Source organism: Clostridioides sp. ZZV14-6387 (genome assembly GCF_020657835.1).
GTDB classification, from domain to species: Bacteria; Bacillota; Clostridia; order Peptostreptococcales; family Peptostreptococcaceae; genus Clostridioides; species Clostridioides difficile_A.
The window spans coordinates 1-20517 of sequence record NZ_JAGWCW010000015.1 but is presented as its reverse complement, the minus strand read 5'-3'; the positions used below and the strand labels follow the sequence as shown (position 1 = coordinate 20517).

Here is a 20517-nt window from a genome sequence, read left to right as displayed (position 1 = left end):
TAATTGGAAATAATTTGTTATAATTTAGTTGTACTGATGTAGAGGGGGAGAAAAATGGAGAAAGTATTTAGAAATAAGAAGTATCTTGTTATTATATTTTTATGTATAGTAATTTTAGCAGCAATTGTTATTTTTAATGTTTGTAAAAAACCAACATATATATCTATTGATAGATATGAAATAGGACGAAAGAAAGATTATATATATGAAAAAATAACAATATCACTTGAAGATAAAATAGGGGAAAAAGATGCTAATAAAATTATTGAAAAACTAGAGAATAAAAGAATAAAAACAGAAATTATTTTGAACGATATGTCAGAAAATAAGATAGGTACTATAAGTAAAAAAGGTAATAAAGCAAATGTAAATATAATGAAAAAATATAAGTCATTTTTCAGTCGTGGATTCAATTTAGATATGGATATGGAAGCTTATAAGGAATTTGTAGTAGGAATAAGAAAAGACCTTATCAATCAAAAGATGGAAAATTTAAATGAATCAATGCAGACCATGAACTATATGAAAGACAATTCTATTAATGACTTTGCAGAATCTTTTGAAATTGAAGATTCAGACCTTGATCCATATAAGGAATTTAATAAGGATGATTCTAAGTTTAAAAATGCTTTAGAATTGACACAAAATTGTATAAAAGTATATAACGATATGATTAAAATATCTTGTGATTACATAGAAAAATCAGATAATGAATTTTATGATAAATTTGAAGAAAAAAGAATCAAATTAAAAACATATTTAGCGATATATCAACAAGGAGTAAACACTTTAGATGGTAGCTATTGAGAATGGAGAAGGTACTTAGGATAAAATCAAACTAAGTACCTTTTTTTCTGTATTTCAAATAATTACTTATAAAATTATTAAATTGTTCTATAATTAAACTTTCTAAACTAGTAATATTATTTCCAATTTTTATTTTTTTTAGAGAAATACTTTTCTTCAGTGCGATATTTTTATCAACTCCACAGATATACATAATTTCAGATATTTCCAAAATTTTACACTGTGATAAAACTATGTAAGGACATAGTAAATATTTTGTAAAAGATTCTGCTTCTATTTCAAAGAGTTTGTTATCTTTAGAATGGAGCTTTAAAATATTAGTTTTTGTTGCATGACCTAAAAAAATATGTGATAGTTCATGCATTAGTGTCCAATGTACAGAAGAAAAAGAATAATACATATTGTAACATATTACAAAAGTATTATCTCTTTTACTCCAAAAAACAAAACCTTGCTTGTCATATTTTTCTATTATAAAGTTAATATCTTTTCTTATTAAATTTGCGAATTCTTCATAGGAATAAACTTTCAGATTATTGTTATGGATAATCTGAAAAGGACAAATAGGGTAATGTAGAAATTTCCTCTCTTAAAATGAATTTATAAGCTATTTGTCTTAAAAATTTATGCATTATTTATTTTTAATTTACCTTTCTAAATTGTCATATAAGTCTATTGCTTCTTCTATATTTTCAGTATTGCCATTCCGAGCAGCAGATTGTTGTGCATTTTCTTCGATATACTCGCCTCTGTAATCTTGATATAATTCATCATCTTCTAAAATTGTATCAACAAGTGAGTATACATATTTTTTTATTGCCTTTCTTTGTTCTCCAGAGAGTTTTAAATAACTTTCAAGTATTTTTACATCCAAATTATCAAGATTATATTTGTTTGATAGTTCAGAAATTATTGTATCATCATTTTCTATATACATATTACCAGTACCATATTTTAGCCACTTTTCATTTATGTTAAATTCAGCACAAATAATTTTTATGATTTTTTCTGTAACATCACGATAGCCTTTTTCTAAATTAGAAAGATAGTTTTGGGCTACTGCTATTCTCATGCCAAATTCTTTCTGTGTAAGATTTGATGCTTTTCTTACTTCTTTGACTCTCTCATGTATATCCATTTTATCACCTCCTAAAAAGATACTAACATATGAATATCGCAAATGCAATAAAAATATAAAAATAAGGTTGATTTAATATCTCTAATGTGATATTATGATATTGCGATAGAGATATTGATAATTTAGGAGGTGTCGAATATGAATAAAATAATTGAAAATAAAACACAAAAATTAATTGAAACAAAAAGAAGTTCAGCAAATGAATTTCTTAGTAAAAAAATTGATAGTGATGATTTGATGAAAGAAATTGTAAAAATGTCATACGAACAAAGAGTGAAAATGTTTTATATAATGCAAGGTGCGAATCTTGTGAAAGAACCAGATACACCAAACATTTAATAATTAAGAGGGGTGAGATAGTTGTTTATATTAAGAGGTAAAGACTTTGAAAAAGAGATAGAGAAACTAAATGTATTTTATTGGATTGTAAGTAATGATAATGAAGAAACAGAAGGTGAGTTAGTATATGACTCTCTAGGTGCAGAAGAATTTTGTTTTAGATTTTACGAAGATTATGAAGTAGAAGATTTAGGACTAGCAAATAGAACAGAAACATATAAAAGTTCGTTATTTAAGATAGAAAAAGAATATAAAAGGGATGATGAATTAGTTCTAGTTATTTCTTGTGATTTGACAAAAGAAGAATATTTTTACGATTTGGAGCTAGAAGAAGAAAAAATAAAACAAGATGATAATAAAAAACTTACTTCCAATAAAGAAGATAAGAAGAAAAGAAAAAATATAAAATGGAATGAAAATAAAAAGGATAACTATAGAGGTAATTTTGCTAAAAAAAGTTTTAAATTCAATAATAGCGATAAATTTTTTTGTCTTGATTCAGTTGTTTCTTATAAGAGTTTAAAGCGTTATTTAAAAGAAATAGCTGAACTTGTAGGAGCAAATGAGATAACAATATTAAATGAAGTACCAGAAAATTCAATAAGTATTAATTTTCACTATAATGATGATGGAAAACTTATTTTAAATTTCAGAAGAGAAATTGATGTTGAAGAATGTTGTAAAAGAGAATTTGAATATTATGATAAAGATGTCTTATTCAATAATAAGGGGTGAAAAAATATGAATAATTTAGAGATAGAAGCAAAAATAAATGAATTAGAAAAGTTTGGTTACTTTAGAGTGGATAAAGATTACATATTACAAAATGTAAATAAAAAAAGTGCTTTATATAGAAATCATGTTGAAGAGTGTTTAAAAGGTAATTTCAAAAAAGAACTTTTGATTGCAATAAAGAATAAGAAAAATATTTATTTTTATTCAAGAGAATTTATAGAAAAGAATAGTGTTATTGAAATACTAGAAGTTACTAAAAAGCACTTTGTAAAATCAGCCAATAACACTATTTAATAAGTAATTAAAATAAAGAATGGGGGAATACATATGGCAAAGTCATATAAAGTAGTATTTGAAAACAAAATGAATATGGATTTATTTTGTGAAGGATATGCAAGAGCAAAAGAAATGATGGCTGAAAGATTATTCAATCAAGAGATAGAATGTAAAATTACTCATAGAGAAAAAACAGAGGAAGAATTGAAGGCAGATGAAGAATTGAAAAAGTCAGAAAAGGAAGTAATTTAATTGGGATTTAAAAATTATGTAAACAAAAAGTGTCTTATAACTATGAATTATAAGACACTTTACAAAATAACTTTGTTGTCAAAGCTATAAAATCATATCTACTTTTTATTATAGCAGATAAGACAGCAGAGTTCAATAAACACGCTAAAATGGAGCGATTAACGAGCTTGTAATAGGTATTAACATTATAACGATATAAAGTATCTATACAAATATATAACACTAGATACTTATATATAGATGCTAATAAAAGACTAAAGAGGTACTGCTATATGAAGAGTTTTATAAGGGAGAAAAAGATATATTGTTCTGATTATTTAGAGATAGATATAATACCAAGAACTGATTTAGATAACAAAGGTAAGAGAGGTAAAAGAGAATACATATCTAAACCAAAGCAAAAGAATTTAAATGATAAAAACGCTAAGAGATATTTTGTACAGTCGGTTAATACAAATTTTACTAAAGATGATTTAGTTGTACATTCTACATACGCACCAAAATACTTACCAGAAACATTAGAAGAAGCTGAAAAAGAAGTTAGAAACTATATAAGAAGAATTGATTATAAAAGAAAGAAAGATGGGCTTGAACCAATAAAATATATGCTTATAACAGAGTTTGGAGAAAAGAAGGATGGAACTAAAAGAGTTCATCATCACATTATTTTAAATGGTGGATTGGAAAGAGACATAATAGAAGGGCTTTGGGTTAAAAAGCAAAGAGGGAAAAAAGAAGGTGAAAAGCTTGGATGGATAAACACACACAGGCTTCAACCTAATGAATATGGATTACAAAGTTTATGTAATTATCTTATGAAAGACCCTCAAGGTCGCAAAAGATGGAGTTCATCACAGAACTTAAAAAAGCCTTTTCAAGTTTGCAATGATAGCAAATATAGTAAGAAAAAAGTAATGGAGATAGTAAGAAATAATTTAGACAACAGAATGTTCTGGGAAAAGCAATACAAGGGTTACATATTTACAGAGTGCAAGGCTAGTTTTAATGATATAACAGGGGTTAGCTTGTATGTAAAAATGCGACGATTAAATTAAGAAGAGAAAGAGGTGATTACATGTATTCAAGAGTATGCGAGTGTTGCAAAAAAAGATTTGAAACAAATATTTACTTAAAAAGATATTGTTCTAGTGTTTGTAAGAATAAGGTCAAGAAGGATAGAAAAATAAGAAAAGGAGAAGGTGAAAAATGGATAAAAAAATAGAAGCAATATGTATTGAAGTTGGGAACCGTATTTGTAAAATATGTAAGTTTAATGATACCTGTAAAGTTGAAAATAGAAATGGTCATACATGTAATTTCTTTGAAGAAAAAAGTAAGATAGAAAAAATATTAGAAAAAGGCAATTTTATAACTGCTATAGATTTTAGATTAAAAAATATAAGTATGAAAGAAATTGCAAATCATTGTGAAGAAAATAATAAAAAAATAGAAATCTGTGGATGGGGAAATGGGCAAATAATAGTATTTGCAGATAAAGAAAGGGCAAAAACCAATGAACAATAAATATAAAAAATTGTTATCAAGATTATTAAAAATAATTTCAAGAAAAGAAAAGAAAATACAAATGTTAGAAAAGGAATTAGAAGCTTACAAAGAACTTGCAAGAAAAGGAGAACTCAATTTTTATTTTTCAGAAGAAGATGAAGAATATCATATAGAATTATATAATCTTAATGAAAAATTTGGAGAATTTGCAAAAGATATTGTATTAGACAGAAAAAGATTGGAAAGAGAAATGGAAAAAGAAAGGTGTTTCAAAAACAATTTATATACAGGAGAGATAACAATATCTAATATAAAAGAAATTATACAATTAAAAATGGTAATAAAGTTAAAAGATGTTCAAAGAGCAGGAATAGACGAAACAATCTTGGATTATCATTGTAGCATGAATGAAAAAACTTATAGAGTAGTTACAAATGATTATGGAGAAAGCTTTGTAATCTTTGAAGATAAATATTAAAAAATAAAAATAAATAGAAGGTGATAAAAATGACTAATAAATAATTAAGAGATGAATTATAATATAAAATTCCTTGTAGGAAAAAAGGAGCATAAAATATGGATGATAAAAAACTACAACAAAGATATAAAAATAAAGTTGCAAATGCACAAGGGCAACATTTTGAAAATTATATAAACTCAGCTTGTATAATCTATAGAAATGATAAGAGAGCAGAGATAGAAAAAACACCAGAACCATTTAGAGTATTAAGTAAAGATAAAACAGGAAAGTTTACAGGAAGATTTATAGCTAATGCACAACCAGATTTTAAGGGTACATTAAAAAAAGGTTTATGTATATGCTTTGAAGCTAAATACACACTTAAAGATAATATAAAAAGAAGCGTTTTAACTGATACACAATTAAGTACTTTAGATAGATATTATAACATGGGAGCAATAGCAGGGGTCTGTGTAGGCATACAAGATAAGTTTTACTTTATACCATTTTTAGTATGGAAAAATATGAAGAATTGTTTTGGTAGACAAAGCATAACACAAGAGGATGTAAAAAGGTTTGAAATAAGATTCAATGGAGCTGTACTATTTTTAGATTATATAACTAAAGATATGAAAGTATTGGATGAAAATTATAGTTTATTAAGAAAAAGCTTTGAAGATGATATAAAAGTTGGTATTTAAAAGAGTGGGGGGATAACATGTTTTTAAATTTATGCACTAGAAAAGAATTTGAAAAAGAAGTGAAAAAATATGAGCAAGAAATAAAAAGAATGAAATGGAAAATAATAGCCAAAGGAAATGGAATAAAAAATCTAAATGAAGAATTAAATGTTGTAAAATCAAATCATGAAGAAGCTATTGAAACTATAAAAGAATTACAGGAAAAATATACTGAAATATTCAATAGCCATGTGAGAAAAGAAAAAATAATCTCAGCGTTAGAAAATAAAAACGCTGCATTATATACAGAAAAAATGTCTTTAAAAAATAAAAATGAAAATGACGAAAATATAAAAAAAGGAATGGAAGCAGGAGCTGAAATTTTAAGAGAAGAAATAGAAAAATTAAAAGAAGAAAATGAGATTTTGAAAAAAACAATAGAAACTTTTAACGATAAAATTAAAGAAATAGAATTAAAATTTAAAAAGATACTAAATGATAAAATAACGAGACTTGAAGCTATAAAAGCGAGAACGAAGAGGTTTAGAATAAAGAAAAAAATAGAAAAGATTATTGAAGAACTAGAATTAAAAAGTTTCTTAGAATTAAAAAGTTTCTTAGAATAAAAAAGGTTGATTATTATGTTATTAGCTAACAAAGATAAAATAATATATCTTGCAAGTAAAATAGTAGAAATATGCAATACTGGAGAGTTAGAAGCAACAATAAAAGCTATACAGTACTTAGAAAAAATAGAGGTAAATGGAATTATAGGAGAAGATGAATATAACAAGCTTCTAAAATTGATTGAAAAATAATATAAGGAGCTGAAAGTTTATGGAAAAGAAAGTAATAAATTATTTTGTAGATTGTATAAAGAAAAATAAAACTAGGATATTGATAGAAAAAGATAATAAGTACTATATATCGGATGGTGCATGCGTTTTTATAGTAGATAAAAATGAAATGGTATTAAATCCTAAGTTATTTGAAGCTAACAGTAATAAATCTCAGATAATAATGGATAACATAAAAAAAGATAGTTATAGAGAACTGTTATTAAAATATTATATACCAATAAAAGAACTAACTTATCATAAATATATATGTGAAGATTTTGTAATTTATCTTGATGAAAACTATATAAAACTTTTTGGAAAATTTGATAAGGTAGAAGGAATAGACAGTAACTCTCTAGTTCGCATATCTATAAAAGGGCATATAATAGGCTACTTATTACCAATAAGGACATCAGAAAATTTTTAAATATTAAAATAAAAGAAAGAAGGTAAAGCTATGAAAATCATATCGATTTTAAGTTTTAAAGGAGGAACAGGCAAAACAATAACAAGTGCAAACATGGCAGATATTTTGTCTGTAGTACATAAGAAGAAAGTATTACTGATAGATGCAGATAAACAAGGGAACTTATCACAGTACTTCTCAAAATTTGATGAAAAAAGAAAAGGGACAGCAGAAATGTTGCTTGAAGATGCAGATATACATGAATACATATGTAAGACTGAAAATAAAAATATAGATATTATAACTAGTAATATGCACTTGTACCAAGCTGACAGGATGCTATTCGATAGTGAAAAAGATAAATTTAGTATATTAAAGAGATTGCTGGAAAAAATTAAAAATGAATATGATTTTTGTATCATTGATAATGCACCAAGTACAGATACAATAACAATAAATTCGCTAATTGCATCTGATGAAGTAATAATAACTGTAAGAGCAGATAATTTCTCTTTCAAGGCAATAAAAGAATTGTTGGAGCAAATAGAAAACGCTAAACATGCAAATGAAAAATTAAAATTTAAAGGGTGCATAGTAACTCATTATCAAAACAATGCTGTAAATAATCAATTTATGAACTTGCTAAAAGGTATATGTAAGGTATTTGAAATTGTTATAAGGTTAAATAAAAGCGTATCTGAAAGTACATTTTATCAAAAAACATTAAGAGAGTATAATCCAAGATGTGGTGCGACAATAGATTATAAAAAATTAGTAAAAGAGTATTTAAATATAGGATAAAAAATGTGTCCAATTTGGACACATAGAAAGGATTGATACAAATGAGTGGTTTCAATATATTTGAAGCTTTAGAAAATAAAAAAGGTCAAGAAAAAGATAGTAATGATGAAATTAGTAAAAATGATTTTAAGATAAAGCTTATAAGTATTTATGATTTAGAATCATCTAAATACAATTTTTATCCAGTCAAAGATAAAAAAACTCAAGAACTTAAAAATTCAGTAGAAATGTTTGGGATAAAACAAAATTTAGTAGTTAAAAAAGATGAAAATAATAAATATGAAGTTTTGGCAGGACATAGAAGGTTGTTAGTATCACATCTTTTAGTTGATGAAGGTAAAAAAGAATTTGTGTTAGTACCTTGTACAATAGAAAAAGAAAAATCAGAAATAACTAAAATAGATAGATTATTAGATAGATTATTGCTAATCACAACAAACTCAACAACGAGAGAGTATTCAGAATATGCTAAGATGAAAGAATTGGAAGATACAAAAGAGGTATTAGAAGCATTAAGAGCAGAAGGTTATGGAAAAACTGGAAGAATAAGAGATTTGATAGCTAATATGATTAAAATATCATCATCTAAGGTAGCTAGATTAGAAAGTATTTCTAAAAATCTTACTCCAGAATTTAAAGAAGAGTTCAAAGAAAATGAGATAAATATATCAACAGCTTATGAATTATCAAGATTAGAAGAAGCTGAACAACAAAGTTTATTTGAAGAATACCAAGACAAGGGAAGTTTAAGTATCAAGGATGTTACAGAAAAATCAGAAGAGAAAAAAAGTGAAATAAATGAATTAGAAACTTATGAAATTGAAGAGGATGAAAATGAAGTTGAAGAAATTGAAAATATAATTAGTTTTCCAACTGCAACAATAGAAGATGAAAAAGAAGAAGGAAAAGTTTTTAAAACAATTTTTGAAATATTAAAGGATATGAAAATTAGAAAGTTTGCAGAGTTTATTTGTTCTCAATGTAATGTAACTGGTACATTTTGCGACTATGCAATGGAATGTAACGATAAAAGCGGAAAAGGGTGTGTTGATATATGCATAAAGTGGCTAAAGATGGAAGCACAAGAAATGGAGTAGATATAAGACATAATAAAAGTGGATACTTAGATAGTACAGCTTATAAAGCTATAAAAAATATAAATGATGAAGAAAAGAAAGTTAATAAAACAATTAAGTTAATGAAAGAAATAGCTAAAATTTCTGGTTTTGAAGTTATAAATAGAATAGAGCTTAAAAATGAGAAAACTGGAAGTGAACATAGATAATCGGGGGGATTTAAATGAGAGAATTAATAATTGATAATTTTGCTGGAGGGGGAGGAGCTAGTACAGGTATAGAACTAGCAACTGGGAGACATGTTGATATTGCGATTAATCATGACCCTAAAGCTATATTAATGCATAAAACTAATCATCCCAAAACTAAACATTATTGTGAAAGTGTTTGGGATGTAGACCCGATAGAAGCAACACAAGGTCAAGCAGTTGCATTATGTTGGTTTAGTCCAGATTGCAAGCATTTTAGTAGAGCGAAAGGAAAAACACCTGTTGATAAAAAAATAAGGGGTTTAGCTTGGATTGCTGTTCGCTGGGCATCTAAAGTAAGACCCAGAGTTATAATATTAGAAAATGTTCCAGAATTTAAAACATGGTGTCCTGTTAAAGATAATAGACCTATTCAATCAAGAAAAGGAGAGACATTTAATAAATTTATAAAGGCATTAAAATGTTTAGGTTATGATGTAGAGTATAAAGAATTAAAGGCTTGTGATTATGGAACACCAACAATAAGAAAAAGATTCTTTTTAATTGCAAGATGTGATAATAAACCTATAGTATTTCCAGAAGCAACGCATGGAGAAAATAAGATTCCTTATATAACTGCGTCTGAGATAATTGACTGGAGTATAGAAGTACCAAGTATATTTACAAGAAAGAAACCACTAAGTGAGAATAGTTTAATAAGAATTGCAAGAGGAATAAAAAAATTTGTTATAGATGAAAAACCTTATATAGTAAATAAAAGTGCTTATTTTCTTGCACATTATTATAGCCATCAAAATTCAGAAACTAGAGGAAGTAGTTTAAGAGAACCAATAAGTACTATACCTACAGCTAATCGTTTTGGTCTTGTAAAAATTGATTTAGAAGATATTAAATTACCAGGTAATGAGGATGTATATGCATTTTTAACTAAGTACTATGGTAATGACATTGGACAGAGTATTGATGAACCTTTACACACGATTACTACAAAAGACAGATTTGGGTTAGTTGTTGTAAAAGGTAAGAATTATAGAATAAGTGATATTGGTCTTAGAATGTTGACACCAAGAGAACTTTTTAATGGGCAAGGATTTCCAAAAGATTATGTAATAGATAAAGATTATAAAAATAATAAATATCCTAAATCACAACAAGTTGCTAGATGTGGTAATTCAGTACCACCTCTATTGGCGAAAGTTTTAGTAGAATCAAATTTACCAGATATATGTAAAGATACAGAATTAGATGTAGGTTAATATTATATAAAATAAAAGTATTGAAATAAAAAGGAGTGCTGTAATGTGGAAACGGTTATTAATAAAGAAATGAATATTAATTTAATAATTGAAAAAGTAGCAAGAGAAGCAGCAGAAAAAGCTATAGTTACATATGAGAATAGAAAAAAAGAAGAGGCTAAGTATTCATCTGATAGAAAACTTAGGAATACAAAGCTGTTACTAAAGCATTATAAGGATTTTAAAAGACATGTTAATAATTCTATTTTTAAAGTATCTAATATAAATGAAAATGCTATTGAAATATTAGAAGAATTAATAAACTCTAAAATAACAGAAAATTTATTTGTTGAAAGTATAAGTAATAGTGTATCACGTACAAATATAATCATATCCCATATAAATACTATGATAAATATTTATGAAGCTTATAGTAAACAATGTGGAGAATTAGAAGTAAGAAAATATAGAATAATATATAAAAGATTTATAGATGAAAAAAGATGGAGTATAAAAGAAATAGCTACCTCCGAAAATATAGACAATAGAACTGTATATAGAGATATAAACCTAGCTTGCGAAAAATTGTCAGTATTTATATTTGGTATAGATGGAGTAAATAAATTCTAATATAATAGTTAAATGTCATGTTTCTATAGATTAATAAAATAAACTGTTAATTAGCTAAAGGAATATAGTATAGCTATTTCAATATATACAGTGATATGGTTTAATTAATATGGAACGCTATACAATAAGAATGATGTGTCAATAAGTGTTCATATACAAAACAATTACAAAATGATAATATATAAAGTGTAGGATTAGATTTGTTGTGAATCAGAAAAATATATATATTATATAAAAGGATTATCTCTTTAAGTAATGGAGATAGTCCTTTTTTATTTTGTGAGGTGAAAATAGATGGATGAAAATAGAGAATTAAAGATTAAAACGAGAGATATATTTAGAGACTTAGCGAAATTATTTGATAAAAGTATGAAGCTAGAAGATGAAATAAAAAGTTTAACAGAAGAAGAAGCTAAGAAACAAGAGAGGTTAGTAAAAAAATATGAAAAAGTAGTTGAAACTATTTGTGAGAAGCTGGACTATCTATCAGCACTAGAAGAGGAGTAAACAAATGAGAAGAATAGTATGTGATAAGTGTAATAATAAATTTAAAGTAGCTTATAAAGATGTAAGAACAGAGACTATTGGAGATATAGAAATAAAATATTTTATATGTAGAAAGTGTAAAGAAAAATATATTATATATTATGAAGATGAAACATTAAAAAAACTGAAAGAATTATATAAAGAACTTATTTATGAAGAACAGAGTGGATTTACAGATAGAACAACAAAGTCTGAAAGAGAAAAAGTTTTTACTGAAATGATTGCATATGTAAATACATTAAAAGAAGTATGTAATAAATATCTTAATAAAACAGAATATGAAATGAAAGATATAGAGAAGCATATGGAAAAATTATTAAGAGAAGAATAGAGTGGAGTATATGAAGCTTAAAAAAATATGTAAGTGTGGTAAGACAATAGATTATAGTGAAAAGGCATGTAGTGAATGTGTTAAAAAATATGTTAAAAGTAGAAAACAGAGCAACAAAGTATATAATTCCAAGAATAGAAATAAAGAAAGAGATAAGTTTTACAACGGAAAAGAATGGAGAGAAACCAGAGAGTATATCTTAGAAAAAAATGTATATTTGGATTTATGGGATTATTATATTAATAAAAAAATAACTACAGCAAATACAGTACATCATATAATTGAGTTGTCAGAAGATGAAGAACTTTCATTAGAAGAAAATAATCTCATACCTTTATCATCTAAAACACATAAAAAAATACATACATTATATGAGAGAGATGGTATAACAAAGAAAGAAACCCAAGCAAAATTAAAAGAAATATTAAGGCTTCATAAAATATATAACGAATAAGACTATCCCCCCTACCTGTGAAAAAAAGAAAAGGGGATTGGGACAGCGAACAGGGGTATATATATACGGAGATTTTCCCTTTTTAAGATTTTTTTGTAAAAAAATATGCAGGATGTCTTGCAAGAAAATAAACTGTTTTTAAAAAATAGCTGATAGCTATTATTTTTTTGTACAAATTTAAAGAGGATTGGAGGTGTAAAAATGGGAAGAAAAAAGCAAATGACATCTACAACTAAAAAACATCTAACTAAAAAAGAAAAACAGACTCGGCAAAATATAGAAAAACAAATAAAACTTGATAGAAATAATTTAGTAGTAGTTCCAGAACCTTTAAATAGTGATATTTTAGCATATAAAGAATTTTCAAGAGTAGTAGATGAAGCTGGAAAAATTGATTTATGGGATAATTTAGACCTGCCGATAATTTTAATGTACAGTGATGCATATAGCAATTATATTAAACTAAAAGAATATATAGAAAAAACAGGTCATACTGTATCTGGAAAAGATACTGAAAAAATAAGTCCTTATGTAACTGCTAAATTCAAATATGCTGAGTTGATATTAAAATGCTCTACAAAATTAGGTTTAGCAACTACAGACAGGTTAAAATTAGTTGTTCCAGAAAATGAGAATCAAAAAGAAAATAAATTTGCTAAATTTATAAAAGTAGGAACATAATGTCTGCTAAGAAACGAGATAGGGTAACAGAATATGCTAAGAAGGTAGTTGCTAAAAAAATTATAGCTGGTGAAAGTGTTATTCTAACATGTAAAAGACATTTAAATGACCTAAAAAGAAGTAAAACAAAAGAATTTAAATATAAATGGGATGTTGAAATCTCTGAGGAGACTCTTGACCTATATAATGAACTCACAATTTTAGAGGGTGATGAAGTAGAAATATTGAAGACTAGGGGATTTCAAGAATTTATTTTAGGAAGCTTAGAAGGTTGGGTTGAAAAAAAGACTGGTTATGTAAGATTTAGAGAAGCATATATCCAATTAGCACGTCAAAATGGAAAGTCTTTTTTGTCTGGTGCTAAAAGTATAAAAACAAGCAATTTTTCAACATATAAAAAAGGAAAAATTATTTGTGCAGCAACTAAGATGGAGCAAGCTAAAATAGTGTGGGAAGAAGTAGAAAAGTTTATATTAGCAGATGAAGATTTAAATGAAATGTATAAAATAAAACGTTCTGACTATGAGATAACAGCAGGAGCAACAGGGACAATAATAAAGCCAATTGGACGTGATACAAAAAGTTTAGATGGATTCCGCTCTATATTAGCGATACCAGATGAATTACATGCACATAGAACTAACCAAGTTTATAAGCTTTTGCAAGGTGGACAGAGAAAGGTTAATAATGCTCTAATACTAGCAATAACTACAGCAGGATTTGATTTAAATAGTTTTTGCTATGAACATTATTTTTTTTGCAAAAAAGTGTTATCTGGGTCTATTGAAAAAGAAAGTTTGTTTATATATATAGCTGAAATGGATGAAAATGACGATATTTGGGATTATCATAACTGGGTGAAATCTAATCCGTTGCTACTTTTAAACGAAGATGACACTATAAACATGTATGAAGTTGCCAAGATGAGTGAAGTTGCATTAGAAGCTAAAGAAAAAGGTGGAAGCGACTTAATGGACTTCATGACGAAGTGGTTAAATATATGGGTAACTTACAAAGATGGAAGATACCTTGATGCTAATTGGCTTGAAACGTGTGCGTGTGACTTAACTCTTGAAGATATGAGAGGTCGAGAGTGTTATCTAGGTATAGATTTATCAAGTGGTGGTGATTTGACTTCTATTGCACTAGTATTTCCACTTGAAGATGAAAAGGTATATATATATAGCCATTCTTTTATGCCAGAATTAAGAATAATTGAACATGAACAGAGTGATGATGCACCATATCGCATGTGGGTAAATGAAAAACTTGTAACACTAACTACAGGAGCTTTTGCTATTAAAACAGACTATAAATTTATAATAAAACACTTAGAAAAAATCTTAATGGAATATGGAATAACTGTAATGAAATGTGCTTATGACAACCATAATGCAAGTGCTTTTATATCAGATTTGGACTTTTTAGGTTGCGATTTGATAGATGTACCACAGAGTGCAAGGTCTTTAAATGATGCAACTGTAGATTTTAAATTATCCATGAAAGCTGGTCAAGTTTTATACAATAGAAAAAATAAGTTATTTAAATGGAGTGCTATAAATGCAACAATAACAAAAAATAGTTTTGGAGAAATAAAAGTTGATAAATTAGAGCAAGAAAATAGAATAGACCCAATAGATTCAATAATTGATGCGTGGAAAGTATATTTTGAAGATGTAAAACAAAATGCAGATATTGCATATGTACCAGAATAATTAAAAGAGAGGGGAAAAGATGGGTGTATTAAATTGGTTAAGAAATATTAGGTTCAAGACACCAAATATAAACTTTACTAAAGGTAATAAAAGTAGTCCATTTTCATTTTGTAATAGTGATTTAGCTAATAATGAAACTATTTTTGCTGCAATAACTATACTTGCTAATTCGATAGCTAGTGTCCCAATAAGCCTTCGGAGTGGATATGTAAAAGTTAAAGCTAAAGACCATTATATTTCAAAGATGCTTAGAGATGGGTTAAATCAGAATGATACTATGTTTGAGTTTATAAGGTTAATGGAAGTAGTAAGGAATGTAAAGGGTAGTGCTTATGCAATAAAAGAGTATGATTATCAGGATAACATAAGTTCTATATGGGTGTTAGATTCGGATTTTGTGACACCTTTTATTGATACTGACACAAAAGAATTATGGTATAAAATATCAACTAAAGATGGAGAAAATTATTTTCACAATAGACATATAATTGCTGTTAATCATATTAAATCTGATTTTGGAAAAGGCATAAGCCCTATAAATGTCTTAAAAAATACATTAGATTATGATAGAAAAGTTAAAGAGTTAAGTATTGAACAACTATCTAATAATATTAATTTTAGATATGCATTTAAGATAAATGGGAATATGAGTAATGAAAAAATGGCTGAGTACCATGAAATGATAAAAAGATATATGGACAAGGGTATTATCTATCTAGATAATGGGAAAACACTAGAAGAACTTAAAAATAATTCATTTATTGACCCAAAAGTATTTGAGGTTGAAGAAATAACAGTAAGTAGAGTGGCAAGAGTTTTTAATATACCAACACATAAATTGTATAGTGGTAAACAGACTTACTCGAGTTCAGAACAGGGTGATTTAGAGTTTTTAGTTGACACAGTGCTACCAATAATACGCATGTATGAACAAGAACTCAACAAAAAATGTTTAAATGCTGTTGAAAGTGACAAGGGTTATGAAATTAAATTTAATTTAAGTGGATTTGCAAGAGCAGACATGAAAACAAGAGGGGAGTTTTATCAAAAAATGATTAGGTGTGGTGGGTTGACACCTAACGAAATTAGAGAGTTAGAAGATAGACCACCAAAAGAAAATGGAGATGATTTAATGGTAAGTAGAGATTTAATAGCAATTAAAGACCTGCCAATGCTGTTAACAACAACAACTAACTTGAAAGGGGGTGATAAAATTGAAGAATAGAATATTAGAGCTTAAAAATAAAGATTCAGATTCAAATACCATTAAAAAGGTTGGAAGTATAGAAATAAAAAATCAAAATGAAAATAGTGCCGATTTGCATTTTTATGGAGATATTGTTTCTGAGTCTTGGATTAGTGAATGGTATGAAGATGATAAATGTCCCAGTGATATTAGTAAGTTTTTGGAAGAATTAGAAGGAGTAAAAAATATAAATGTACATGTAAATTCTGGTGGAGGGTCTGCGTTCGCTGGACTTGCTATATATAATCAGTTGAAAAGATATGATGCGAATATAACTACATATATAGATGGATTAGCAGCAAGTATAGCGAGCGTAATCGTTATGGCTGGTAATCGTATTGTTATGCCATCTAATGCCTTGTTGATGATACATAAACCTTTGAGCTGGTGCGGAGGTAATGCAGATGATTTTAAAAAAGAAATTGAAATACTAGATACATGTCAAAAGTCAATTTTAAATGTATATATGACAAAAGCAAAACCAAATATTAAGGAAGAAGAAATAAATGATTTGATAAATGCTGAAACTTGGTTAACTGGAGAAGAAGCAAGTAAATACTTTGAAATAGAGTTAGAGGGAAATGTAAATACAGTCGCTTGTTATTCTAATTATTTTGACAGATATAAAAATACACCAAAGGACAAGATTGGTAAATTAAAAAATACTAAGAATAATTTAGAGTTACCAGCTATGGAAGAAGAAGTAAAAATATTAATAGAAAGAATAAAAAATAAAACAAAATAAAAGGAGTGAATTTATAATGAATAGATACCAGTTGGAACAAATGAAAGATGGAGTAAAAGAACAATTAAAGATAGAAAATGAAAATCTATCTAAAATGTATCTTGATTCTAAAACTACTATGGAAGCAAGACAAGAACAACAAAAAATAGTTAAAGATTTAGATGAAAGATTTGAAGGCATAAAAAATAAAATAAAGGAAATTGATGATAGAGAAGCTCAACAAATAGCTTTTAAGAATAAAAATAAAAATTTAGGAAACAGTGAAAAAGATATTAAAATAAATGCGAAAGCTGAATTAATAAGAAATGTAATGGCTGGCAAAGAAGTAACAAAAGAGATAAAAAATGTACTTGGAGATGGCGATGCTCTTGGAGGAGGTAATAAAATACTACCTACTACAATGACAAATGAATTGTTATATGAACCAATGTCAAAAAATCCGTTGAGAGGGATTTCAACAATGACAAATATAACTAATTTAGAAATACCAAAAATTATATTTTCTTTAGATGATGATGATTTTTTAGATTCAGATTCAGCATCAGCGAAAGAATTAAACGCAGATGGAGCTAATGTATCTTTTGATAGAAATAAATTTAAAGTGTTTTGTGATATAACAGAAACAGTTTTAAAAGGTACAGAAACAAATTTAGTACAAGTTGTAGACGCAGGTTTGCAAAGTGGTTTAGCTAAAAAAGAAAAAAAGGTAGCGTTTGAATCGAATAATCCAACAGAAATGTCTTTTTATAAAAAATCAACAGGAAGTGGAAATCCATTTTTAATAAAAGCAATAGAGGGAGATACATTGTTTGAAGCAATAATAAATTGTCTTGCAGACTTAGAGGACGATTATTCAGAAAATGCTAGTATTGTTATGAGAAAAGTTGATTATTTTAAAATAATAAAGACTTTAGCTAACGGAAATACAAGTTTATATACAGCTCAACCAGAGCAAGTGTTAGGAGCACCAGTGATTTATTGTGATTTAGCTACAATGCCAGTTGTAGGGGATTTTAGATACTCGCATTTTAATTATGACTTAGACATGTTTTATGACAGGGATAAAAATGTTAAGACTGGTATAGAAAGTTTTGTTTTAACTGCATATTTAGACCATAAAATTAAAATGAAGTCAGCTTTTAGACTTGCAGCTGTTAAATCTGTTACACCCTAAACCAGACCTTCCAGAAGAGGGTCAGCCAGAAGTAACAGAAAATGAATCGAAAGCTAGAAGTATGAAAAAAACACAGGAAGTAAAGTAGGTGAATAGCTTGGATGAAAAAGAGCTACTGGATTCTATTAAAGTTTATTGCAGATTAGATGATTGTTATGAAGAAGAAGTGAAAGATTTAAAAGAAGCATGCGAAGAATATCTAAAAAATGCAGGGATAGTTGTTAATTATGAAAATAAATTATATTTTTTAGCAATAAAAATGCTTGTTTTACATTTTTACGATAATAAGGGAATAACAAGCAATAAAACAGAAGAAATTCCTTATGGAATAACATGTATAATAAACCAACTACAGATGGGAGGGTTAGTTAAAAATAAATGTTAGACTATAGAATAACCATAGAAAAACTTTCTGAGAATAATACAAACGAAATGGGCTTTCCTCTTGATGATTGGCAAACATATTATACTTGTTGGTCAGATTTTAAAGCTGTAAGTGGTAAAGAATATATATCTGCAAAAACTGTATCAAGTGAAAATATAGTAACCTTTACTATTAGATATTCAAAAAAAGTAAAATTAATAATAGAAGATATAGAAAGTATTAAAATATATAGAATTAGATATAGAAATAAAATCTATGACATAATTTATATTTCTGATTTTGAAAATAAACATAGATTTGTTGATTTTAAATGTAAACTTATATCTTAGTAGGATGTGAATTAAATGAGTATGGAATGGAATGGATTTTCAACATTACAACAGAAATTAGAAAACTTGGAGAGAAAGGCAAGTAATGAAATAGTGGATAAAGCATTAGATAAAGGTTCAGAGGTGCTTTTAAATGGGCAAAAGGAAACTGTACCTATAGATACAGGTAATTTATTAGCATCTTTAGGTACTTTTGATAAAAGAGGCTCTGGAGCTAATAAGAAAATAGACATAGGTATAGCACATAATCAAGATAGGTCGGTGACATATGGCTATTATCAAAATTATGGAACTACAGAAATGACAGGGTCTGGTTGGATACAAAGAGCTTGGAATATGAAAATAGGAGAAGCTAGTGCGAAAATAAAGGAAGTAATCAAAGAGTCGTTAAAATTTTAATGGAGCATAAAAATGATAAATGAATTGATTTGTAGAATAATAAAAAGTCTAAATATAGATTGTTATTACTTAGAAGCTAATTGCAAAAAAGATAAGTATGTCATTTTTTCGATTTACAATGAAAGTGAACTTGAAAAAAATTTATATGATGATAATTACATAGCTATAACATATAACATACAATTATCATTTTGGTATAAAAACCCTCAAGATGCTATATTGTATCAAGAAATTAAAAACAGAATGAAAGAAAATGGTTTTTATCTTAAAACAGTAATTGATAGAAAAGAAAGTGAAATGTATGGTAAAACATTCGACTTTTTATATGAAAAGGATGAATAATAAAATTGTTGAGGTGTCCAAATTGGACACATTTTTTATGCAAAAAATAAAAAAGAAAGAAGGTAATAGAATATGCCAAATGCAGAAAAAAATTATAAAAGTAAAATAATATCTGGTCTTAAAAATATACATGTCGCAAAAGTAAATGATGATGGGACTTTTGCAGTTCCAGTGCCTATAATAGGGGGTAAAAAAGTTGAGTCATCTTATGATGTAAGTGAAGATATAACTTATGCAGATGATATGGCAGTTGATAACGATATGACTGTTTCAAATGGTTCTGGAAAAATGTCAGCTTTGGGATTGTTAATGGATGAAAAAGCATTAATTTATGGTGGTGATAATATGTCTGGAGGTTGGGGGCTGTCTACTAACATGCAAGTGCCTAACTTAGCGATTCTATTTGAACAACAAAAAAGAGATGGTGGGAAAATTTTAAATGTAATATATAATGCACAATTTAAACCAGCTGGAATTAATGCTACTACAGTAGAAGAAAAGAAAGAAAAGGAAATTGTTGAATTGGAATTTACTTCATTACCAGCTGTAGCAAGTGTTGATGATAAAAACTATTTTTATTACACAGTAGACACAAAAGATAAAAATGTAAGCCAAGAAATGATTGAAAACTGGTATAAAACAGTTCAAGTTCCAAAAAAAACAGTAGAGAACACTCCAGAATCATAAAAAATAATAAAAATAATGGGGCTGTCGCACTAGAAAATAGTGCTACGCCCTTTTTTGCATAAAAAAATAAATCCCAAGTTCAAAAGAGCCTAGG

The 20517-nt window shown here is 27.2% G+C and carries 33 protein-coding genes; 31 read left to right on the top strand and 2 right to left on the bottom strand.

Translation table 11 applies throughout. The features are described 5' to 3' along the window. The first annotated feature begins 54 nt into the window (after positions 1-54). Positions 55-807: a hypothetical protein gene (locus tag KGF38_RS10880; protein WP_074178064.1), complete on the top strand. Its 753-nt coding sequence runs from the start codon at positions 55-57 to the stop codon at positions 805-807. Positions 808-838: 31 nt separating this feature from the next. Here the strand turns inward: KGF38_RS10880 and KGF38_RS10875 are convergent, their stop codons facing one another. Then, positions 839-1279: an ImmA/IrrE family metallo-endopeptidase gene (locus tag KGF38_RS10875; RefSeq protein ID WP_227832371.1), complete on the bottom strand. Its 441-nt coding sequence runs from the start codon at positions 1277-1279 to the stop codon at positions 839-841. Positions 1280-1453: 174 nt separating this feature from the next. Further along, positions 1454-1945, bottom strand: coding sequence for a helix-turn-helix domain-containing protein (locus tag KGF38_RS10870; RefSeq protein WP_074178062.1), 492 nt, complete (start codon positions 1943-1945; stop codon positions 1454-1456). A gap of 138 nt (positions 1946-2083) precedes the next feature. On the opposite strand from KGF38_RS10870, the gene KGF38_RS10865 reads away from it, so the two are divergent. From KGF38_RS10865 to KGF38_RS10720, 30 genes are all read left to right on the top strand, one after another. Beyond that, positions 2084-2284, top strand: coding sequence for a hypothetical protein (locus tag KGF38_RS10865; RefSeq protein ID WP_074178061.1), 201 nt, complete (start codon positions 2084-2086; stop codon positions 2282-2284). A 21-nt stretch (positions 2285-2305) separates the two neighbouring features. Beyond that, positions 2306-3019, top strand: a complete 714-nt coding sequence (locus KGF38_RS10860) for a hypothetical protein (protein ID WP_074178060.1) — start codon at positions 2306-2308, stop codon at positions 3017-3019. A 6-nt stretch (positions 3020-3025) separates the two neighbouring features. Further along, entirely contained in the window at positions 3026-3313 is a 288-nt protein-coding gene (locus tag KGF38_RS10855; protein WP_074178059.1) for a hypothetical protein, read from the top strand. Positions 3314-3346: 33 nt separating this feature from the next. Continuing rightward, on the top strand, positions 3347-3547 hold the full coding sequence (locus tag KGF38_RS10850; RefSeq protein ID WP_074178058.1) for a hypothetical protein: 201 nt from the start codon (positions 3347-3349) through the stop codon (positions 3545-3547). A gap of 272 nt (positions 3548-3819) precedes the next feature. Next, on the top strand, positions 3820-4602 hold the full coding sequence (locus KGF38_RS10845; RefSeq protein ID WP_074178057.1) for a hypothetical protein: 783 nt from the start codon (positions 3820-3822) through the stop codon (positions 4600-4602). A 20-nt stretch (positions 4603-4622) separates the two neighbouring features. Continuing rightward, positions 4623-4769, top strand: a complete 147-nt coding sequence (locus KGF38_RS10840) for a hypothetical protein (protein WP_176702435.1) — start codon at positions 4623-4625, stop codon at positions 4767-4769. Continuing rightward, the gene (locus tag KGF38_RS10835) at positions 4754-5071 is read left to right on the top strand and encodes a hypothetical protein (RefSeq protein WP_074178056.1); all 318 of its coding nucleotides are present in this window, start codon (positions 4754-4756) and stop codon (positions 5069-5071) included. Before KGF38_RS10840 ends, KGF38_RS10835 begins: the two co-directional genes overlap by 16 nt. Then, positions 5034-5531: a hypothetical protein gene (locus tag KGF38_RS10830; RefSeq protein WP_227832362.1), complete on the top strand. Its 498-nt coding sequence runs from the start codon at positions 5034-5036 to the stop codon at positions 5529-5531. The genes KGF38_RS10835 and KGF38_RS10830 overlap by 38 nt, the downstream gene beginning before the upstream one ends. A 98-nt stretch (positions 5532-5629) precedes the next feature. Continuing rightward, complete coding sequence (locus KGF38_RS10825) at positions 5630-6214, top strand: Holliday junction resolvase RecU (RefSeq protein WP_079770217.1); 585 nt, start codon at positions 5630-5632, stop codon at positions 6212-6214. A 17-nt stretch (positions 6215-6231) separates the two neighbouring features. After that, positions 6232-6819 (top strand): hypothetical protein, encoded by a 588-nt coding sequence (locus KGF38_RS10820; RefSeq protein WP_074178054.1) that lies wholly within the window; start codon positions 6232-6234, stop codon positions 6817-6819. Positions 6820-6834: 15 nt separating this feature from the next. After that, entirely contained in the window at positions 6835-7011 is a 177-nt protein-coding gene (locus tag KGF38_RS10815; protein WP_176702434.1) for a hypothetical protein, read from the top strand. Positions 7012-7030: 19 nt separating this feature from the next. After that, positions 7031-7459 (top strand): hypothetical protein, encoded by a 429-nt coding sequence (locus KGF38_RS10810; protein ID WP_074178053.1) that lies wholly within the window; start codon positions 7031-7033, stop codon positions 7457-7459. Between the two features lie 30 nt (positions 7460-7489). Next, a complete protein-coding gene (locus KGF38_RS10805; RefSeq protein ID WP_074178052.1) occupies positions 7490-8239 on the top strand; it encodes a ParA family protein in 750 nt (249 codons plus the stop codon). Positions 8240-8280: 41 nt separating this feature from the next. Next, entirely contained in the window at positions 8281-9336 is a 1056-nt protein-coding gene (locus KGF38_RS10800; protein WP_227832359.1) for a ParB N-terminal domain-containing protein, read from the top strand. Next, complete coding sequence (locus tag KGF38_RS10795) at positions 9294-9524, top strand: hypothetical protein (protein ID WP_074178050.1); 231 nt, start codon at positions 9294-9296, stop codon at positions 9522-9524. The genes KGF38_RS10800 and KGF38_RS10795 overlap by 43 nt, the downstream gene beginning before the upstream one ends. A gap of 14 nt (positions 9525-9538) precedes the next feature. Continuing rightward, positions 9539-10780, top strand: coding sequence for a DNA cytosine methyltransferase (locus tag KGF38_RS10790; RefSeq protein WP_074178049.1), 1242 nt, complete (start codon positions 9539-9541; stop codon positions 10778-10780). 45 nt (positions 10781-10825) lie between these two features. Further along, positions 10826-11389, top strand: coding sequence for a hypothetical protein (locus KGF38_RS10785; protein ID WP_079770216.1), 564 nt, complete (start codon positions 10826-10828; stop codon positions 11387-11389). Between the two features lie 294 nt (positions 11390-11683). Next, complete coding sequence (locus KGF38_RS10780; RefSeq protein ID WP_074178048.1) at positions 11684-11896, top strand: hypothetical protein; 213 nt, start codon at positions 11684-11686, stop codon at positions 11894-11896. A gap of 4 nt (positions 11897-11900) precedes the next feature. Next, positions 11901-12266: a hypothetical protein gene (locus tag KGF38_RS10775; protein WP_074178047.1), complete on the top strand. Its 366-nt coding sequence runs from the start codon at positions 11901-11903 to the stop codon at positions 12264-12266. A 10-nt stretch (positions 12267-12276) separates the two neighbouring features. Then, positions 12277-12720, top strand: coding sequence for an HNH endonuclease (locus tag KGF38_RS10770; protein ID WP_227832357.1), 444 nt, complete (start codon positions 12277-12279; stop codon positions 12718-12720). Positions 12721-12921: 201 nt separating this feature from the next. Beyond that, complete coding sequence (locus tag KGF38_RS10765; RefSeq protein ID WP_074178046.1) at positions 12922-13401, top strand: phage terminase small subunit P27 family; 480 nt, start codon at positions 12922-12924, stop codon at positions 13399-13401. Next, positions 13401-15116, top strand: a complete 1716-nt coding sequence (locus tag KGF38_RS10760) for a terminase TerL endonuclease subunit (protein WP_227832355.1) — start codon at positions 13401-13403, stop codon at positions 15114-15116. The genes KGF38_RS10765 and KGF38_RS10760 overlap by 1 nt, the downstream gene beginning before the upstream one ends. 19 nt (positions 15117-15135) lie before the next feature. After that, on the top strand, positions 15136-16341 hold the full coding sequence (locus KGF38_RS10755) for a phage portal protein (protein WP_227832354.1): 1206 nt from the start codon (positions 15136-15138) through the stop codon (positions 16339-16341). After that, complete coding sequence (locus tag KGF38_RS10750; RefSeq protein WP_227832353.1) at positions 16331-17107, top strand: head maturation protease, ClpP-related; 777 nt, start codon at positions 16331-16333, stop codon at positions 17105-17107. The genes KGF38_RS10755 and KGF38_RS10750 overlap by 11 nt, the downstream gene beginning before the upstream one ends. Positions 17108-17123: 16 nt before the next feature. Continuing rightward, entirely contained in the window at positions 17124-18281 is a 1158-nt protein-coding gene (locus KGF38_RS10745; RefSeq protein WP_227832352.1) for a phage major capsid protein, read from the top strand. An 88-nt stretch (positions 18282-18369) separates the two neighbouring features. Next, a complete protein-coding gene (locus KGF38_RS10740) occupies positions 18370-18666 on the top strand; it encodes a head-tail connector protein (RefSeq protein WP_079770214.1) in 297 nt (98 codons plus the stop codon). Further along, complete coding sequence (locus KGF38_RS10735) at positions 18660-18995, top strand: phage head closure protein (RefSeq protein WP_227832351.1); 336 nt, start codon at positions 18660-18662, stop codon at positions 18993-18995. Before KGF38_RS10740 ends, KGF38_RS10735 begins: the two co-directional genes overlap by 7 nt. A gap of 15 nt (positions 18996-19010) precedes the next feature. Then, positions 19011-19394: an HK97-gp10 family putative phage morphogenesis protein gene (locus KGF38_RS10730; RefSeq protein ID WP_227832349.1), complete on the top strand. Its 384-nt coding sequence runs from the start codon at positions 19011-19013 to the stop codon at positions 19392-19394. A gap of 12 nt (positions 19395-19406) precedes the next feature. After that, on the top strand, positions 19407-19736 hold the full coding sequence (locus KGF38_RS10725; protein WP_074178040.1) for a hypothetical protein: 330 nt from the start codon (positions 19407-19409) through the stop codon (positions 19734-19736). A 72-nt stretch (positions 19737-19808) separates the two neighbouring features. Further along, positions 19809-20423, top strand: coding sequence for a major tail protein (locus KGF38_RS10720; RefSeq protein ID WP_227832347.1), 615 nt, complete (start codon positions 19809-19811; stop codon positions 20421-20423). Positions 20424-20517 lie beyond the last annotated feature (94 nt).

What these genes read in the sequence shown, in the direction of transcription:
- KGF38_RS10880 (WP_074178064.1), top strand. Translation starts at nt 55, where the DNA reads ATGGAGAAAGTATTTAGAAATAAGAAGTATCTTGTTATTATATTTTTA.
- KGF38_RS10870 (WP_074178062.1), bottom strand. Translation starts at nt 1,945, where the DNA reads ATGGATATACATGAGAGAGTCAAAGAAGTAAGAAAAGCATCAAATCTT.
- KGF38_RS10865 (WP_074178061.1), top strand. Translation starts at nt 2,084, where the DNA reads ATGAATAAAATAATTGAAAATAAAACACAAAAATTAATTGAAACAAAA.
- KGF38_RS10855 (WP_074178059.1), top strand. Translation starts at nt 3,026, where the DNA reads ATGAATAATTTAGAGATAGAAGCAAAAATAAATGAATTAGAAAAGTTT.
- KGF38_RS10850 (WP_074178058.1), top strand. Translation starts at nt 3,347, where the DNA reads ATGGCAAAGTCATATAAAGTAGTATTTGAAAACAAAATGAATATGGAT.
- KGF38_RS10845 (WP_074178057.1), top strand. Translation starts at nt 3,820, where the DNA reads ATGAAGAGTTTTATAAGGGAGAAAAAGATATATTGTTCTGATTATTTA.
- KGF38_RS10840 (WP_176702435.1), top strand. Translation starts at nt 4,623, where the DNA reads ATGTATTCAAGAGTATGCGAGTGTTGCAAAAAAAGATTTGAAACAAAT.
- KGF38_RS10835 (WP_074178056.1), top strand. Translation starts at nt 4,754, where the DNA reads ATGGATAAAAAAATAGAAGCAATATGTATTGAAGTTGGGAACCGTATT.
- KGF38_RS10825 (WP_079770217.1), top strand. Translation starts at nt 5,630, where the DNA reads ATGGATGATAAAAAACTACAACAAAGATATAAAAATAAAGTTGCAAAT.
- KGF38_RS10820 (WP_074178054.1), top strand. Translation starts at nt 6,232, where the DNA reads ATGTTTTTAAATTTATGCACTAGAAAAGAATTTGAAAAAGAAGTGAAA.
- KGF38_RS10815 (WP_176702434.1), top strand. Translation starts at nt 6,835, where the DNA reads ATGTTATTAGCTAACAAAGATAAAATAATATATCTTGCAAGTAAAATA.
- KGF38_RS10810 (WP_074178053.1), top strand. Translation starts at nt 7,031, where the DNA reads ATGGAAAAGAAAGTAATAAATTATTTTGTAGATTGTATAAAGAAAAAT.
- KGF38_RS10805 (WP_074178052.1), top strand. Translation starts at nt 7,490, where the DNA reads ATGAAAATCATATCGATTTTAAGTTTTAAAGGAGGAACAGGCAAAACA.
- KGF38_RS10800 (WP_227832359.1), top strand. Translation starts at nt 8,281, where the DNA reads ATGAGTGGTTTCAATATATTTGAAGCTTTAGAAAATAAAAAAGGTCAA.
- KGF38_RS10795 (WP_074178050.1), top strand. Translation starts at nt 9,294, where the DNA reads ATGCATAAAGTGGCTAAAGATGGAAGCACAAGAAATGGAGTAGATATA.
- KGF38_RS10790 (WP_074178049.1), top strand. Translation starts at nt 9,539, where the DNA reads ATGAGAGAATTAATAATTGATAATTTTGCTGGAGGGGGAGGAGCTAGT.
- KGF38_RS10780 (WP_074178048.1), top strand. Translation starts at nt 11,684, where the DNA reads ATGGATGAAAATAGAGAATTAAAGATTAAAACGAGAGATATATTTAGA.
- KGF38_RS10775 (WP_074178047.1), top strand. Translation starts at nt 11,901, where the DNA reads ATGAGAAGAATAGTATGTGATAAGTGTAATAATAAATTTAAAGTAGCT.
- KGF38_RS10770 (WP_227832357.1), top strand. Translation starts at nt 12,277, where the DNA reads ATGAAGCTTAAAAAAATATGTAAGTGTGGTAAGACAATAGATTATAGT.
- KGF38_RS10765 (WP_074178046.1), top strand. Translation starts at nt 12,922, where the DNA reads ATGGGAAGAAAAAAGCAAATGACATCTACAACTAAAAAACATCTAACT.
- KGF38_RS10760 (WP_227832355.1), top strand. Translation starts at nt 13,401, where the DNA reads ATGTCTGCTAAGAAACGAGATAGGGTAACAGAATATGCTAAGAAGGTA.
- KGF38_RS10755 (WP_227832354.1), top strand. Translation starts at nt 15,136, where the DNA reads ATGGGTGTATTAAATTGGTTAAGAAATATTAGGTTCAAGACACCAAAT.
- KGF38_RS10745 (WP_227832352.1), top strand. Translation starts at nt 17,124, where the DNA reads ATGAATAGATACCAGTTGGAACAAATGAAAGATGGAGTAAAAGAACAA.
- KGF38_RS10735 (WP_227832351.1), top strand. Translation starts at nt 18,660, where the DNA reads ATGTTAGACTATAGAATAACCATAGAAAAACTTTCTGAGAATAATACA.
- KGF38_RS10730 (WP_227832349.1), top strand. Translation starts at nt 19,011, where the DNA reads ATGAGTATGGAATGGAATGGATTTTCAACATTACAACAGAAATTAGAA.
- KGF38_RS10725 (WP_074178040.1), top strand. Translation starts at nt 19,407, where the DNA reads ATGATAAATGAATTGATTTGTAGAATAATAAAAAGTCTAAATATAGAT.
- KGF38_RS10720 (WP_227832347.1), top strand. Translation starts at nt 19,809, where the DNA reads ATGCCAAATGCAGAAAAAAATTATAAAAGTAAAATAATATCTGGTCTT.